At 44.5% G+C, this 17,021-nt stretch carries 16 protein-coding genes; 8 read left to right on the forward strand and 8 right to left on the reverse strand.

Annotated features, from left to right (window positions below; genetic code table 11):
* The first annotated feature begins 13 nt into the window (after window positions 1-13).
* Window positions 14-1,612: a hypothetical protein gene (locus tag ACAM39_RS05650; RefSeq protein ID WP_369628540.1), complete on the forward strand. Its 1,599-nt coding sequence runs from the start codon at window positions 14-16 to the stop codon at window positions 1,610-1,612.
* Between the two features lie 72 nt (window positions 1,613-1,684).
* On the forward strand, window positions 1,685-2,578 hold the full coding sequence (locus tag ACAM39_RS05655; protein ID WP_369628541.1) for a pseudouridine synthase: 894 nt from the start codon (window positions 1,685-1,687) through the stop codon (window positions 2,576-2,578).
* Window positions 2,579-2,587: 9 nt separating this feature from the next.
* On the opposite strand, the gene thiE is transcribed toward ACAM39_RS05655, so the two are convergent.
* The 4 genes from thiE to ACAM39_RS05675 form a co-directional block, all read right to left on the reverse strand.
* On the reverse strand, window positions 2,588-3,235 hold the full coding sequence (thiE, locus tag ACAM39_RS05660; protein WP_369628542.1) for a thiamine phosphate synthase: 648 nt from the start codon (window positions 3,233-3,235) through the stop codon (window positions 2,588-2,590).
* A gap of 33 nt (window positions 3,236-3,268) precedes the next feature.
* Window positions 3,269-4,201 carry a lantibiotic ABC transporter permease gene (locus ACAM39_RS05665; RefSeq protein ID WP_369628543.1) on the reverse strand — a complete coding sequence of 311 codons (933 nt, stop codon included), beginning with the start codon at window positions 4,199-4,201 and terminating at the stop codon, window positions 3,269-3,271.
* 244 nt (window positions 4,202-4,445) lie between these two features.
* A complete protein-coding gene (locus ACAM39_RS05670) occupies window positions 4,446-4,748 on the reverse strand; it encodes a polyhydroxyalkanoic acid system family protein (RefSeq protein WP_036604172.1) in 303 nt (100 codons plus the stop codon).
* A 71-nt stretch (window positions 4,749-4,819) separates the two neighbouring features.
* Window positions 4,820-5,419: a TetR/AcrR family transcriptional regulator gene (locus tag ACAM39_RS05675; protein ID WP_369628544.1), complete on the reverse strand. Its 600-nt coding sequence runs from the start codon at window positions 5,417-5,419 to the stop codon at window positions 4,820-4,822.
* A gap of 223 nt (window positions 5,420-5,642) precedes the next feature.
* Between ACAM39_RS05675 and ACAM39_RS05680 the strand changes: the two genes are divergently transcribed.
* The 5 genes from ACAM39_RS05680 to ACAM39_RS05700 are packed head-to-tail and all read left to right on the forward strand — an operon-like array spanning window position 5,643 to window position 11,028.
* A complete protein-coding gene (locus ACAM39_RS05680; RefSeq protein ID WP_369628545.1) occupies window positions 5,643-6,392 on the forward strand; it encodes an SDR family NAD(P)-dependent oxidoreductase in 750 nt (249 codons plus the stop codon).
* A gap of 49 nt (window positions 6,393-6,441) precedes the next feature.
* Window positions 6,442-8,118: an NAD(P)/FAD-dependent oxidoreductase gene (locus ACAM39_RS05685; protein WP_369628546.1), complete on the forward strand. Its 1,677-nt coding sequence runs from the start codon at window positions 6,442-6,444 to the stop codon at window positions 8,116-8,118.
* A gap of 6 nt (window positions 8,119-8,124) precedes the next feature.
* The gene (locus tag ACAM39_RS05690) at window positions 8,125-9,039 is read left to right on the forward strand and encodes a DUF1365 domain-containing protein (protein ID WP_369628547.1); all 915 of its coding nucleotides are present in this window, start codon (window positions 8,125-8,127) and stop codon (window positions 9,037-9,039) included.
* A gap of 29 nt (window positions 9,040-9,068) precedes the next feature.
* Window positions 9,069-10,553: a class I SAM-dependent methyltransferase gene (locus ACAM39_RS05695; RefSeq protein ID WP_369628548.1), complete on the forward strand. Its 1,485-nt coding sequence runs from the start codon at window positions 9,069-9,071 to the stop codon at window positions 10,551-10,553.
* A gap of 58 nt (window positions 10,554-10,611) precedes the next feature.
* The gene (locus tag ACAM39_RS05700) at window positions 10,612-11,028 is read left to right on the forward strand and encodes a DUF2177 family protein (RefSeq protein WP_369628549.1); all 417 of its coding nucleotides are present in this window, start codon (window positions 10,612-10,614) and stop codon (window positions 11,026-11,028) included.
* Between the two features lie 64 nt (window positions 11,029-11,092).
* Here the strand turns inward: ACAM39_RS05700 and ACAM39_RS05705 are convergent, their stop codons facing one another.
* From ACAM39_RS05705 to ACAM39_RS05715, 3 genes are all read right to left on the reverse strand, one after another.
* Window positions 11,093-11,824, reverse strand: coding sequence for an SDR family NAD(P)-dependent oxidoreductase (locus ACAM39_RS05705; RefSeq protein ID WP_369628550.1), 732 nt, complete (start codon window positions 11,822-11,824; stop codon window positions 11,093-11,095).
* A 3-nt stretch (window positions 11,825-11,827) separates the two neighbouring features.
* Window positions 11,828-12,859 carry an NAD(P)/FAD-dependent oxidoreductase gene (locus ACAM39_RS05710; protein ID WP_369626947.1) on the reverse strand — a complete coding sequence of 344 codons (1,032 nt, stop codon included), beginning with the start codon at window positions 12,857-12,859 and terminating at the stop codon, window positions 11,828-11,830.
* 142 nt (window positions 12,860-13,001) lie between these two features.
* Complete coding sequence (locus ACAM39_RS05715) at window positions 13,002-13,517, reverse strand: fasciclin domain-containing protein (RefSeq protein WP_369626948.1); 516 nt, start codon at window positions 13,515-13,517, stop codon at window positions 13,002-13,004.
* Window positions 13,518-13,780: 263 nt separating this feature from the next.
* On the opposite strand from ACAM39_RS05715, the gene ACAM39_RS05720 reads away from it, so the two are divergent.
* Window positions 13,781-15,226 (forward strand): FAD-dependent monooxygenase, encoded by a 1,446-nt coding sequence (locus ACAM39_RS05720; protein WP_369626949.1) that lies wholly within the window; start codon window positions 13,781-13,783, stop codon window positions 15,224-15,226.
* Between the two features lie 91 nt (window positions 15,227-15,317).
* Here the strand turns inward: ACAM39_RS05720 and ACAM39_RS05725 are convergent, their stop codons facing one another.
* Entirely contained in the window at window positions 15,318-16,982 is a 1,665-nt protein-coding gene (locus tag ACAM39_RS05725) for a fatty acid--CoA ligase (protein ID WP_369626950.1), read from the reverse strand.
* Between the last annotated feature and the right edge of the window lie 39 nt (window positions 16,983-17,021).

Here is a 17,021-nt window from a genome sequence, read left to right on the forward strand (position 1 = left end):
TTAAGAGTAAATTATGGCTTACATCACCACCAATCACCGTTTTATCATTGACGACAAACACCCAAGCGATGTGTTTGATGAAATGGAAAATTTCTTTAGCCTATACACCACCGCCATTGATGACTTACAACGGGTGAGCGTTCAGCTCTCCGTGCCGACGAGTTTTGATATCACTGCCAATAAGAAAATGGCAGAAAGCTACCGACAATTTACCCAATCGCTCAAATACACCATGCCTGATATTCATATTTTGCCGATTAAAACCCATACCCCCCAAACAGCAGATGACGACACAGCCAGCGAAGCAGATAATTCGGTCATTTTGCTGATTCAACGGCTTGACGGCTATGCGCTAGATGACGAAGACGAGAGCCCCAGTCTATATAGAAGTGTGTTAGGTCGACTCATCCCACGTTTTGCTGAAGAAAAATCCGAGGCGGGATTCTACCCTGAACGCGCCCCAATCACCTTGCCTGAGCCTATCGGGCAACCAGCACCTTCAGCCCCGATACCTGTATCACCGCAGCATCCAACCCAGCCTGTTTCGCCACAACCGCAGCCTGATCAAGCTTATCAAAGACCTGTGCAACAGGTTACGATGCCGACCCAGCAATCAACAATACCGCCTTCAACCCCCAACCCAGTGCCTGCAGTTGCGCCGATGCAGTCGCCGCTGGTCAATACCGAGCCTACACCACATAAGCCACAACCTACGAGGGTACAACCGCCATTGCAAACGGCAACAGCTGCGCCCAAGTCGATGGTAACTGTATTGCCAAACATCCAAAAATCCGCCAAGCCTTACCAAGATTTATTGACCGATGCGATTATGGCAGCGGCGAAACAATGGGTGGATAAATCCCAAGTCATTACTCAAATCATATTAAAATCCAATGATGGACTGACAACCGCGATGGTGGAACAGTTATTTAGCAGTTTTAATCATGCCCACGAATCCACCCATACCCCGCATGATGCCATTGATTTGGTGTCTTACGGCTATGAAGTATTAAAACCCAAGCTTGCTACAATTGGGGTAACCTTGTCCGACGAAGCGCAATTTGGGTTAAAAGCCAAAGTGCCAGCCACGCCAACGGATATCGCGCGTTTGCAAAAAGGTGAGGTGTTTAGCAATGAGATTAAACTGGGTGTTAAATTCATGACTCAGACTCAGACTCAGCCACAGGCACAGCCAAACTCAAATCATCATATCGCAGCAAGCCCGCCTGCTTTTAGTACTGCACCACGCCAAGCGCAAAGCAAACTGCCGCAGTTGAACCAAAATCTACAGCAGATTGTTTTGACCATAAAATCTGTGGATGGGCTAGGGGAGCGCCAACAAAAAGTACGCGAGTTTCCGATTGTGTTTGCCAGTCGCGAGGCACAAATCGCGCATGCCTTACGTCTATTTGCCGCCAATGACCTAAAGCTTGCCAGTGGCGTGTATTTTGCGATTGTCGAATCTCAAGGACAGCTGCTGATTGATGAGATTGACCCCAACATCAGCATTACCCGAAACGGTCAACTCGTCAAACAACATGATGTTTTGCTGCCCAATGATGTGCTAAGCATTAATCATGCGATAACTGTGCAGTTGTTGTTAACCCAATAAATGGGCGTAAAGTAAAACAGCATCGATAAAGTGGTTTTTTAGGATGATAGATTTAACATGATAGAGCATGGCATGAAACCCAGTAAGTTATATTTACCCCATGATAAGTCGTTTGTGGGTGGGCAGCTTATCGATTATTTGGCAGCGCATTTTTCTCATATTAGTTTAGCAAGCTGGCAACGACGATTTGACAGCGGTTTAATTAGCCTTGAGCGTGGTGAGCCACTTAAACAAGATTCGCCCTATTTGGCAGGGCAAACCATCTTGTACTATAGGCAGGTTGAAAATGAGCCCATCATTCCATTTGAGCCTAACATTCTTCATTTGGATGAACATTTACTGGTGGTCGATAAACCGCATTTTTTACCCGTTACGCCGTCAGGTCACTATGTCAGTCAAACCTTGCTCGCCAAATTAAGAAATCATCCAGACTTACAGCAGTTAGCCGTGAATGATATTTCACCCTTGCATCGGTTGGACAAAGACACAGCAGGCGTGATGTTACTATCGGTTAATCCAAGTAGCCGCGCTTGCTATCATGCGCTGTTTGCCGATAGACAAATACACAAAACTTATCACGCCATAGCACCGACTCGCAGCGATTTATGTTATCCCTTTCACATCCATTCCAGACTTGAGCGTGGCGAGCCGTTTTTTTTGACCAAGACTGCCCAAGGTGAGCCCAATGCGCATACTATGATTGAATTGATTGAAAATAACGGGGCGTTTAGCTTATATCGATTAACGCCTGTGACGGGCAAAAAACACCAGTTGCGGGTGCATATGGCAAGCTTAGGTATGCCGCTGTTAAATGATAATTTTTATCCCAGTGTCAAGCCCCAAGGCAGTAGCGATTTTACCAAGCCTTTGCAACTGTTGGCAAAATCCATCGCGTTTATTGACCCCATCACCCAGCAAGCAAGGCGTTTTGATAGTCAGCTAAGGCTGATAAAAAATTCTAAATGATTGATATATTTAAGTTTTTATCATTTCTTTAAGCTGTTCACTGGCAAGTTTGACATCTTTTTGCCCCAAAATTGCAGAAACGACTGCCACGCCGTCAATAGATGTGTCGGCAGCTTGCAGCGCTTTTTTTAAGGCGGGCAGGGTGGTGTGATTGATACCACCAATGGCGACAATCGGAATACTTACCGATTCTCGAATATCATTTAAGGTCTCAACGCTGACTGTTTTGGCATCTTGTTTGGTGGATGTGGCAAACATCGCGCCAACGCCCAAATAATCTGCGCCGTCTGCTTGCGCTTGGATGGCTTGCTGGGCAGTGCGCGCGGAAACTCCAATGATTTTATCTTTGCCTAAAAGTTGCCGAACCACACCACACGGCAAATCACTTTGACCGATATGCACCCCATCTGCCTCAATTGCTAGGGCGATATCGACACGGTCATTAATGAGTAATGGCACGTTATAGTGATGGCAAATCGCTTTGATACGCAGCGCGCGCTCATAGAACGCTTTGCTAGCAATCGCTTTTTCTCGAAGCTGCACCAATGTCACGCCGCCCAATATCGCTTGTTCAACGGCTTGTTCAAGCGTTTGCTGTTGCAGGCAATTGCGATCTGTGACCAAATATAGCCGATAATCAGCACGGTTATGCATCATGTTTGACTTCCCATATCATATTGAACATCAGTATTATTTTAGGCTGGCTTGGCTGTCAATAGCATGCCATTTGACCATTTTTTTACCCAATAACGGCAAGCAAAATGAAGGCAATTGGTACGCGCCAATCAGCGGTAAAAACATCGCACCCATAAACGGCGTGGTGATGGTATACGCCAATAACACATTGCGGCCACCGCACGCCAGCGCAGAGATAATGGCGTTTTCATAGCCAAAGCGGCGGTATAAAAAATAGGCAGAAAAGTAAAATACTAACGACAAGGCAGTGCCCAAACCAAATAAGCTTAACGCCTGCATGGGATTGGTGTCAAAGGTCTGTCTAAAGCCCGACATCAATCCAAGCGGAAACATCATCAGTAGAATAATGTTAAACTTGGCAATTTTTGGATAATAAGTATTGAGCGTATCACGGGGAATGTATTGCCGTGCCGCGACCGCCAAAATCATGGGGGCAATAATGTAAATCAACAACCGCTTAATATACAGGACAAAGTCTAAATGGGCGTCCTTGCTGCCAAGTAACCACAATATGACCAGCAAGCTCACCGGCATGACCAACGTGGCGGTGATGGTTTTTGCCATGGCTAGCAGCGCATCAAAACCAACCGCATTCACAATAGCGCCCGTGCCAAATAGCGGTGCGGTGGCTGACAGACCCGCGATAGCCAACAACAAATCACCACGCACACCCAATAAATAAGCAATCAAGGTCATAGCTAAGCTCATTAGCGCACTTTGGAATATAGCAAATCCCCAAACATATTGGGTCGTCATGCGTCTAATCAGCTGGGTTTGGTCAATGCCCAACAAGGTAAAAAACATCAAGAAAAATAAAATCTGCGGCAGCAGCCCAAGGACAAAATGCGACAAGTCAGGAAATATAAATCCAATCACACCAAACAATGGCATAAAAATCGTACTGTGACGGGCAATAAATCCAATCATGATAAATCCTTGGCGATTTTAATGATAAACAAACGATAAATAAATAATTGAGTGAGCATACTACTCATTATTGATTGATAAATGCAAATGGTTTTGCTGCTAATTGTCATTTCATCATTAAATTAATCACTGTGCCATATATCTCGTTTTTGACACCGATAGCTTTTATTTCGCATAATGTATATTATGTTAAATAAAATAATTCAAACTAAACGCTAATGCCACTCAAAGCTCACCGTGTCTGCTAACGGTCTTTCACAGCTTGCAATGCGTTATCAAGATTTTGATTGACTGTCTTTTCTATCAGCGGCAAAAAACTTTTAAATAAAAACCCAAGCTTTGCTTGCATATCAAATACCTTATCATCCACTGTTAACGTACCTGTCACACCGGCACGAGAAAAGTTGACGCGTATTTGCTCATCACTGCGCACTATATCGCAATGCATTTTATAGTCTTTTTCTGCTGAGACAATCCAGTCTTCGGTTATCTCAAAGGCTTGCGCTTTACTGATGCCATGCTCACGATGAATCACAAAATTACTCATACTTTTCTACTCTTTTTCTACGCTGTCTTGGGTTTTAGCTATCTATTTTTAGTGGTCTGCGTTCGCTGAATTTAGGTTAGCCCTTCAAAACACGTGCGGGTCACGATAGCGATAATCTCATCATCATCATACAGCTGCGACGAGCGTAAAAACCCCAGTACAGGGTCGCAAGCTCTGGCATATAAGGTGTATAAAATTGCCAGTCCTGGTATGTTGCTTTGCAACCTGCCCTCTGCTTGCGCTTGCTCAATCCATTCACCGATGCTATCTGACAACATGACCAAGTTGTTGGTGTAATCGTCATTGGCAATTAGCAGCTCGCGCAGCTGGGAGTTCTCACTCGGCAGATTTGGCATTTTTTGCGCTAGTTTTAGTCGCATCGCCCACTGTGTCAGCGCTTTGAGCTTATCGATGGCGGTTTGGTCGGTCGCGTTTAGCTGATTGATGATCTCAAGCGCTTTGTGCATGATATCAACCAGTGCCGCCATGCCTAGCGCTTCTTTACTGGGAAAATGTCGATACAAAGACGCCTTGGCAATGCCCACCGTATCAGCAATCTCATCGACGGTCATCGCATCATAGCCTTTAGTGGCTAACAAATGGTTGACTGTTTCAATAATCAGCGACTCACGCTCTAGCATCATTCGCTGTTTAAACGTTAACTTTTTCATCACAAGTTTCTAATGTTTTTCAGGTTTCTAATATTTATGAGGTTAAAAATTAGCTAATATTATACTACAAATTTTTTTATGATACTTATTATTTGATTATATACCAATAATTATATTTTTATACTAAATAGTATAAAACCTATTGCCAACCATCCGCTACTCTTTTATAGTATGTTGTAAGCCGTTTTCAAAATTTTGTATTAAGTTGTTATATTGAGTCGCTATGATGCCTGCCCCCAATTCCTCAAAGCCTTTATCAATCGTCATTACAGGTGCAACCTCAGGCATCGGTTTACAGTTGGCGATGGATTATCTAAGCCAAGGGCATGAGGTGTATACGGTGGGGCGAAACAGGGATGTTTTGTACACGTTGGCAGCGATGGGCGCAAAAACGATTCAGCTTGACTTGACCGAGTATGATGCCGTGATGCAAGCTTTTAGCGACATTAAAACGCTGGATTTATTCATCGCGGCGGCGGGTATTTGCGAATACATCGACATGCCAAACTTTGATTCGCGGTCTATCATGAGGGTAATGAACGCAAATTATGGCTCGTTAGTGCATGCCATCGAAGCGCTACTACCCGCCCTCAAGGCAACTAAAGGTAAAATTGTCACCGTTGGCTCGGCTTCAGCTTTGTTGCCCTTTGTGCGTGCAGAGGGGTATGGTAGCTCAAAAGCGGCAATCCATTATCTGAGCAAAACCTTGCAAATGAGCCTGCAACCGTATGGGGTCAAAGTGGCTTTGGTAGTACCGGGCTTTGTCAAAACGCCGATGACGCTGCAGAACGACTTTCCAATGCCTTTTTTGCAAACCGTACAGCAAGCCAGCCAAGCCATTCAACAAGGCATTGCCAATGATGATAATGTCATTGAATTCCCGCAGACATTGGTACAGCCCTTAAAGCTGTTGGCGCAGTTACCTGATGCGGTATGGCATTTTGTGGGCTCAAAACTTTCTCATACAACTTAATCATTTGACTTGTTAATCATTTGACTTGGCTTTAAAGGTATATCCGCACATGGCAGTGTTTACAAAAAAATCCCCGCGCTCCAATCACACAGTCCCCAAGCCTGTGGTGGCTAATCCTATAGTAGCCAAGCCTACTAAGGCAAATATTACCCCACCAAAAATTGCCATTATTGGCAGTGGTGTATCAGGGCTAACGTGTGCGTATTATCTCAAAGACAGTCATGCAGTGACGGTATTTGAAAGCAATGATTATCTGGGCGGGCATGTCAATACGCTGGATGTCAGCGTTACCGAGCGCTCAGCTTTTGACAATCCTTTTTTTAACAGCCCGTTTAGACCATCAACCGAAAAAGTCGCCATCGATACAGGGTTTATTGTATTTAATGCGCGTACTTACCCCAATTTTATTCGCCTACTGGATGAACTCAATGTGCCATTTCAAAAAGCTGAAATGAGTTTTTCGGTTAAAAACACGTATATTAATTTTGAATACAATGGTCACACGTTAAACAGTCTGTTTTCTCAGCGTCGCCATGTGCTAAGCCCTCGATTTTGGCAATTTGTTCAGCAGATTTTACGCTTTAATCGCGAGACCAAATCGCTATTAGCGAATTTTCGCCAAGCAGATAAAATGCAGCAAGCAGCTTTAAGCCAGCAAACACTTGGGGATTATTTAGACAGTCATGACTATGGCGAGTTGTTTAAAACCAACTACTTGGTGCCGATGGTGTCTGCGATATGGTCGATGGGAATGGACGACGCCAAGCGTTTTCCCCTACTCTTTTTTGCCCAGTTTTTTGATAATCATGGTCTGCTAGATGTGGTCAATCGCCCACAGTGGTTTACCTTGGTGGGCGGCTCAAAGCAATATGTCAATGCCTTAATTACTCGGCTTGCTGCAGCAGGTACAACCCTGTATATCAATACCCCAGTGCAATCGGTCACGCGTGGCAAGGATGGCGTTAGCATTGAATTTATTCATCAAGGTAAGCGTCAAACCCAAGTGTTTGATGACGTTGTATTTGCTTGCCATGCCGATGTAGCAAGACGTCTACTAGCCGATATCACTGAGACAGAATCGGCTATTTTAGGGGCTTTTGAGTATACAGATAACGAAGCGGTTTTGCATACTGACACCCAAGTTCTACCCAAAAAACCGCTGGCTTGGGCAAGTTGGAATTACGCGATAGATAAACCCACCGCGCGCGTGGCTGACCAAAAACCCATATTGACGTATCACATGAATATCCTTGAGCGATTGACGGCAAAACATAACTATTTGGTGACGCTTAATACGCCGATTAATGAGGCGCATGTCATCAAACGTGTGGATTATCGCCACCCTGTGTATGACAACAAAATGACCGATGCCCAAAAACGCTGGCATGAAATTTCAGCGAAGCAGCATACCCATTTTTGTGGTGCTTATTGGTTTAATGGGTTTCATGAAGATGGGGTGAAAAGTGGCTTGCGGGTATGCCAAAGTTTGGGGGTAGATATCGACATTTTGCTCACTACCAATACCACAGCTGCCTCAACCGCTGCTCAAATAAAACGGCTGTCTAAGCCCAGCAAACCGTCGGCAAAATTTACCGTATCAAAGTTACCGAGCCACGCTGATAAAAAACGCTCGGTGCTGCAGCGACGGCAAGTAACCGCCACGACCAACCATGCGTTTTGCCAAAACCTAGCGCATGATGGTTTGTGCAACACCCATCAAAGGTAAATCATCATGACATTTGGCCATCAAATCCTGCAAGGTGTGACTTGGCATGCCAGACAAATCCCTACCAATCATGAATTTCATTACCCCTATCGGTTTTGGGCAGTCAATTTAACCCAGCTAGCGGACAATCCATTACCTAAGGTCAATATAGGCGCCAGTCATGTGCCAACATGGTTGCCCAAATCGCTGCAACAATCATTAACGATTCCTCTGCTATCGCAGCATCATTGGGCGCTTTATCAATTCCATCAAGCAGATTATTTTGCTGTCAATCGATTAGACCCCTCTTTGGATAACCGTCTAACCGCTTCAGTAGGACAACCTGCGCTATCGGCTAGTTTATTGGTCAAAGCCCAACAAATTTGGCAGCAATTGACTGGCAGTCAGCCGACTGGCGAGGTGGTGGCTTTGGTCGTGTTACGTAATATGGGTTGGTATTTTAGCCCTGTCAATTTTTATATTGGCTTTGATGAGAACCACCAGCCAAGCCATTTTTTGGCAGAAGTCTCTAACACCCCTTGGAACAAACGCCATTACTATGGTTTTTTACTCACAGGTGAGAAGACCTTGTACCAACATGACAAAGGTTTTCATGTATCGCCTTTTAATCCCATCAATCAGCAATATCATTGGCGTATTGAGATTCACCCTAAACGCTACGCATCGGCAAATGACAACCCCGAGCAAAATGGCTTTGATGTTGTGATTGATATTGGGCTGACAGATAGCCGCGGCAAAGTGTTTAATGCAGGCGTGAGTCTTAAAGGCGTTCAATTGGACGAGGCTTCGGTGATAACGGCAATTAAGCGCCGACCTTGGATGAGTGCCACATCGCTACTGCGAATTTACTGGCAGGCTTTTAAATTATACGTGCTAAAACGTGTGCCTTATCAAGCTTATAACCAACGTTTACCCCAATAGTTAACTGAAATTTTTTATGGGAATTGACTATGACACCGTCTTCTTTAGAGGCTAAAAACACTGCAACCTCTCAGCCGTCAAATCACCTATCAAAAGGTAAGGAGACCTTGGTTAAACGCCGTCAATCCGATTTAGCCAAGCGGCGCTCGTTTACCGATTACCTACCCTACCCAATTGTTGACCATCTGCTCACGCCCGTTCAACACAGTGCGGCAAAAGCAGCGCGGCAAATAATATTTTTATTGCTATCAAAGCTCAAACAGGGTCATCTAACCGTGATTGAAACCTTCCATCAGTCTGACCCTATAGCAACTAAGGCAGCGACTAAGGCAGCGACTCACAAAACCTTCGGTGTTAGGGTGATGAATACTGAGCCTGTAACACTGTCGCCAGTGAGCGATACACAACGAACGCTAGGGGAACAAATTGGCAATCATCCTTTGGCAGTGACACTCACCATCCATTCACCGCAGGTGTATCAACACCTATTAACAGGCGGTTCGATTGCTTTTGCTGATGATTATATTGATGGTTTGTGGCAAGCCGATGATTTAACAGCATTTTTACGCTTGATTGCCCGCAATTTGACCCTCATCAATACCATCGAAGCCAAATTTGCCAATGTGACCAAACGCTGGGAACACCGCCAACACCGCAATCGGCATAATGATAAACGCAACGCCAAATCCAATATTTTAGCCCATTATGATATTGGCAATGCGATGTATGCATTATTTTTGGATGAGCGCATGATGTATTCATCGGCAATCTATCCGACACCCTTATCAAGCTTGGCGGCCGCACAAACCCACAAGTTGGCAAAAATTTGTGAATTAGCTGAGTTAACAGCTGACGACCATGTCATTGAAATCGGCACGGGCTGGGGTGGGTTTGCTATTTATGCCGCCACCCAATATGGCTGCCGTGTCACCACCACAACTATCTCAGACGCGCAGTATGAAGAAGCCAAACGCCGCATTGCCGCTGCCAATCTAACCGATAAAATCACTCTGCTAAAGCAAGACTATCGTGAGCTTACCGGCAAGTATGACAAGCTGGTCAGTATTGAGATGATTGAAGCGGTGGGTCATGAATATTTGCCAGATTTTTTTGCCCAGTGTAATCGACTGCTCAAAGATAATGGGCTGATGATATTACAAGCGATTACCTTCAATGATCGGGGTTATCAAAAATATTTGCATGGTGTGGATTTTATCCAGACCCATGTTTTCCCAGGCGGCTGTTTATTGTCTAACAGTGAAATTCTCAGCCAAGCGCGTGACCATACGGATATGCAAGTAACGTCATTGGTTGATTATGGCTATGATTATGCCCGTACCTTGATTGATTGGCGCTATAATTTTATGCAGGCGCTACCCCAGCTCAAGGCACTTGGCTATGACGATGCGTTTATGCGTTTGTGGCATTTTTATTTTGCGTACTGTGAAGCAGGATTTTTGGAAAAAACCATTGGCGTGGTGCAAGTACGCCTTGAAAAATCCCATTACCGTTAACCCAATTTGCGCGGTAACGGGTTCATGATAATTAATAACAGGACACAAGGATTTAGCAATGGCACCATTAAACTATCTGTGGGTATATCTAATCGCCGTCATGGTATTTTTGGGTATTGATGCCGTATGGCTTAAAACCATGACCCAACGCTTTTATGCACCGCGCATTGGACATTTACTCAGTGAATCACCCAATATGACGGCAGCAGGCGTGTTTTATCTATTTTATGTTTTTGCGCTTTGTGTGGTGGTCATCTACCCGCAGCTAAAAGCTCAGGCATCATTGGCAGTATTGGCAGGATATGGGGTGGTCATTGGGCTGATGGCATATGGGACGTATGATTTTACAAGCTTAGCATTACTTAAAGGTTATGATAAAACTGCCGCACTGGTTGATTTTATTTGGGGCGGCTTGGTCACAGGACTAACTTGCGTGATTGTGGGCGTCATCTACAAAAACTGGTTGGTAGATTAGCCTTACGCTAGGTACGCAACTAAAGCCTTAATACAGGGCTAAGGTACAACTTCAAAGGAAATTTTTAAGGCAGAATTTCTTTGCCATCCCAAGCCCAAATTTTCCCCGAATCTTTGGGGGTGAGCTGATGCAAAACCTTAAGTAAACTTTGTGCTGAGAACGCTGGGCTAAATAATTTGCCTTCTGCCACATTTTTTTGAAAGGGTCTGGATAACTCACTGTCTACCGTGCCGGGGTGCAAAGCAACAATAATCGCGTTGGGGTTTTTTCGTTGTAGTTCGATGCTTAAATTTTTCATGCCCATATGTAAACTTGCTTTTGCCATGCGGTAGCCATACCACCCGCCCAAGCGATTATCCGAAATACTCCCTACCCGTGCCGACAATACGGCAAATAGCGATTGCGAGGATTTGTTTAAAGCGGGCAAGGCGTATTTGGCAATCATCATCGGTAATACCGCATTGACATGAAAATATTGATGCAGCTGGTCGGCTGTGATATCACGCAACGATTTTTCAGGCGCGATGGGTTGAGCCTCGAGTTTAGAGTCATGTAATAACCCAATCGTCACAATGACACTGTCCAACGCTTGAGTGCTGCTTATCGCTTGGATAAGCGCGGCGATAGCCAGCTCATCATCAAAATCAAGCTGATGAGGGACGATATGGGGGTGGCTAAATGCAGTGGGTTTCCTGGCAATGGCATGAATGGTGGCATTTAGATAGGCGATAGCCAAACAATCACAAAATGCCTTTCCAATCGCGCCAGAAGCACCAAATATGGCGATATGTTGCATACGCTACTCGCTTTTTAGTAATTCAATCATCGCTTTTGCCAGTTTTTGACCGCTTAAGTAGGCAGACTCAACATCACCCTTAAGTAGCCAGTCCCCACAAACACCGATGTTTTGCTCGCTATCTAGTAGATAGCCTAACTGGTGGTGACCTGATTGGGGGTTAACCGCTTCGCGTGTGGCATAGCGCCAGTGGTGTATGTCTTTGTGTACTGCAGTCGATAAATCGATACCCAATACTTGACTCGCCGCTTGTGTCAAATGGTTGATACAGACAGTTTTATCTTCCTCAATATGTCTATTGGTCCATGCTGGGGTACTATGAATCACAAGGCTATAACCGCGTTCGCGATGGGGTTTTGCACTATTGACGATAATTTTACCGATATCCTCACTCTCGATTTTGGCATAATCATAGTCTAAAACCAGCGGTGTATCAAATCCCAGCATCAGCACACTACAGGGCATAAGCGCATATTTATTCAACACTTTGGTATGTAGCGATGTTTGAGCAAAGCTTTTTGCTTGTTCTACAGGCATCGCCGAAATAATCCAATCAAACTGACCCAATGTTTCACCCTTGTCACTTAACAACTCCCAACTATTAAAAATCGGATGATGGTCAATGATAGAGGCTACTCTGGTATTGCGCTGCACAGTTAAGCCACGGGCGAGATGTTTACCAATGGCATTCATGGCGGGTATGCCGACATAGTAGTCAGAGACTTTGGGCACGGAGTGTGGTTTGGTAGATACAGTAGATACAAAGGAATTATCGGGGGTAGCTTGGTTAACTGCCCATACTGCAATCACCCCTTCAGTGAGTAATTGATTGACAAAACCTTGAAAATCGTCGTCACTGGCAGTAAACGCGGCAACACCATGATCAAAATAAAATGGTTCGGCACGGCGCGTTGCTAGTCGCCCACCGATGCCACGGGATTTTTCAAAAATCACTACGTCGTGCCCTGCTTGTTGCAATGCTTTACCACAAGTTAACCCTGCCAATCCTGCACCGATAATGGCAATCCGTTTCATAGTTTTACCCGCTCTATACGATTTTTGAAGGTTAAAAAAATAGCGATGAATCGTATCACCGCTATGCCATCAGACCAATAAATTGTTGGCTACTATAGCTAAAGATAACTATGCTTAAAGACAACAGTTTATGGCCGATAACTTATCTTTTTGGCAATATGACACGGTCAATCACATGTACCACACCATTGCTCGCTTTGATATCGGTGGTCACAATGTTGGCAACACGTCCATTGGGGTCTTGTAATTTACCATTTGAAGTCACCATGACGTTTTGACCTTGTAAGGTTTTAACCATCCCTGGCTTAACATCTTTTGCCATCACTGTGGCCGGCAGCACATGATAAGTTAACACAGATTGCAATAACGGTTTGTTTGCAAACAATTGCGCTTTGGTCATTCCAAGCTCAGCCAGTAGATTGGCAAAGGCAGCGTTGGTCGGCGCAAATACGGTGATGTTTTTAGTGGTCGCGACGGTGTCGGCTAGACCTGCGGCTACCACCGCTTCAACTAATATTGAAAAATCTGGATTTGATTTTGCTACATCAACAATGTTAGCCGCGTGCATCGGTGCATGAGCGGTATGGGTTGGCGTCGTGGCACAACCGGCTAATAACGTGGTAGAAATCGCCGCTGCTAGGAAGGCTTGTTTTAACATACTTAATTTCCTTACTTAATTATGATTGTTGGATAAAATACAGGTCAGCTTTTTAAGCTAAATTAACTTTAACTGATAACATTAGAATTTTCAATATATTTTTATACTAAAAAGTATAAAAAATACCACTTATTTTAATATATACTGTTGGGTAAAATTCATTAACAACAAAAGCGACAATTACTGCATAAATGTCACAGTAATTGGATTATTTTCCGCTACAATTTATTTCTTCATTTTGGGCAACGCATAAGGGCAAAATTATGTACGTTAATTCAAGTACGCAATCACCAACCGTAGCAGTGATTGGCGGTGGTTCAGCAGGTTCTACGATTGCTATACGGCTGGCAATGGCGGGCATCCATGTGCATCTGATTGAAAAAAATGCCAGCCTTATCAACGCCCCGCCCATGTGTCATCTGCATGCAGGTGGCAATTTGTACCGCGAAATCAGTGATGAAGACTGCCGCATGTTGATGCGCCAATGTATTGATATTGCCAAGTTATATCCAGAGAGTATTGATGTGCGCCCCACCCTCATCACGGTGCCAAAACGCGATAACAGCACCGCCACTGACTTACTGCCACGTCTTGATATGTTAACGACTTACTATCAATCATTGGTTGATGCTGACCCTAGCAACCAAGTGTTGGGCAAAGTTCAAGATTATTACCGAGTGTATGACAAGCCGCAAATTCAACAACTGGTTCAATTAGCAGCTAAAGACATTCCGACCACCACCGATGAGTGGGTTGTGGCGGCTCTTAAAGTAATGGATTTGGAAAAACTGCAATACCCCATCATTGCGGTGCAAGAATTTGGCTGGAACATTTTTAGACTCTCTGCCAGTGCTTTTTTACAATTGCAGCGCCTACAGCGCGCGCAGGTACATTTAAATGCCCAAGTTAATGATTTAAAACGTCATAGGGATGGCTGGCAAGTGTCTTTTACCGATGAGCATGGCGAGCTGCAGCATATCTATGCTGATTTTGTGGTTAATGCTTGCGGGTTTAGAACCGGTATTATTGATGACAAGGCAGGCGTGCATATCAAACGCATGGTAGAATTTAAAGCTTCTTATATCAGTGAATGGCGTGATTATAAGGGGCGTTTGCCTGAGATTATTTTTCACGGTGAACGTGGCACGCCCAATGGCATGGCGCAGTTTACCCCTTATCCTGACGGGTTTTTTCAGCTACATGGAATGACCGAAAACATCACCTTATTCAATGATGGTTTGACCAAAGCCACACAAGAAAGCAGCCAACCGCCTATTAATCCACGATATCTAAATTATATTGAAAACGGCTGGGAGCCAAACGCACTAAAACAGCGCACCCAAAACGCCATAGATTATGTCAGTGAATTTGTGCCAAGTTTTCGAACAGCCCAAGTGGGAGATAATGCGTTATATGGTGGGCAGCAAGTACCAAGTGATGATATTACCGTACGCGTCGCAGATTTGCAGGTGTTTGCCAAGCTGCGTTATGCGGTGGCAGAAAATGTGAAAGCCAATTCTACCCTAGATGTGGCGGATAAAGTCATGGATGCGCTAGTTGATGCCAATTTAATAGAAAAATCTGCTTGCAAGCGTCCCAACTGGCACAAAATTGATGTCAATGAAGTCAATATAATCGCACGCGATATTGCCAAAGCCCGGCATTACCCGTTACCGATGGCAAAGGTCAATCAGCGCTTACTGGTTTGATGGATTGCTTGATAAAAAAGGTAGAAAAAATTCTACCTTTTTTACTTTCTTTTTTACTTTGCTTTTTAATTTATTGTGATTAAGTAACAGTCTAAGCAAATAACCCTTGGGCATATTGATCGCGGATGACTTTTTTATCAATTTTACCCACGCTGGTTTTTGGCAATTCAGTGATAAATTTCACATCCTGTGGAATACCGTATTTTGGCAAATGACCGCGCTCATACGCTTGCTGCGCAATTGCGATGATGTCTTCAGCTTTGGTGTCTTGATGATCAGGTTTGAGCACAATTAATGCCATCGGACGCTCACCCCAACGCGCATCAGGAATCGCAATCACAGCAATGTCGGCAACGCTTGGGTGTAATGACATGATGGTTTCTATTTCAAGCGAAGAGATCCATTCGCCCCCCGATTTGATGACATCTTTTAGCCGGTCGGTGATTTTGACATTGCCTTTTGCGTCCATCCAACCGATGTCCTGGGTGTGCAGATAACCGCCCTCCCACAGCTCGTCGCCTGCGTCCTGATTTTTGTAATAACTTTGCGTCAACCAAGGTGAACGCACCACGATTTCGCCTGTGGATGTGCCATCGTTTGGCATACGTTTGCCGTTATGCCAAATTTGCAAATCGACCAATGGCACCGGCGAGCCTGACAAGCAGCGATGCTCAATTTGTTGCTCTTCGCTCATGTGTTGGAATGTTTCATCAAAGCTGACAATGCTGATAATTGGACAAGTCTCTGACATGCCATAACCCGTAGACACTTCGATGCCGCTGGCTACAGCCATTTTGGCAAGTCCTTGATTGAGTTTAGAGCCACCGACGACCATTTTTAAGCCGTTGAATTTTTCTTGGCGTTTGTTGATTTCACCCAGTAGCATTTGCAAAATCGTTGGCACGCCATGGGTGGTGGTAACATTGTGTTTTTTTACCAAGTCAACCATGGTGGAAGGCACATAGCGACCTGGATAAATTTGCTCTAGCCCTAGCATGGTTGCGACAAATGGAAACCCCCAAGCATGCACATGAAACATAGGTGTCATTGGCATATAGACATCTGAATAGCGCACCCCTTGACCTTCGACATTCAGCGCACAGCCAATTGCGACGACGAGCGTATGCATCACGATTTGACGATGGCTAAAAAATACGCCTTTGGGATTGCCTGTTGTACCGCTGGTATAGAAGGTTGTGGCAATGGTGTTTTCATCAAAATCTTCAAACTCGTACTCATCGCTGGCTTGTGCGAGCATGGCTTCGTATTCGCCTTGGGCATATGGGGGCATTGGCGTGTTGTTATCATCCAACCAAATCACATGCTCGACCGATGGCGCATCTTGGGTATGGCTTTTGATCATCGGTGAAAATTCTGAATTTAACAGTAGCGCTTTTGGTTTGGCATGATTGATGGTGTATAGCACTTTGTCTTCTGACAAACGCACATTGACGGTTTGCAAGATATAGCCACACATCGGAATGGCAAAATAACATTCCAAGTAACGGTGTGTATCCCAATCCATGACTGCAACCACATCGCCTTTTTGTAGGTTTAAGCCTTTTAAGACATTGGCTAAGCGATTGACACGTTTGAAAAACTCATGATAGGTGTAGCTGGTTTTGTCGGCGTAATGGATTTTTTTGTTGCCAGAGACCACTTTGGCGCGAGACAATAAATTTTTGATAAGCAAGGGAAAACCATAAGCTTGGTCGGCTTGTAGGTAGTTTTCGTGTTGATTTAAAATAGCTGTCATAGAACATTCCTTTGTTGTGGTATAACCAACGAGTCAATC

The organism is Moraxella sp. K02 (assembly GCF_041154755.1).
Classification (GTDB): domain Bacteria; phylum Pseudomonadota; class Gammaproteobacteria; order Pseudomonadales; family Moraxellaceae; genus Faucicola.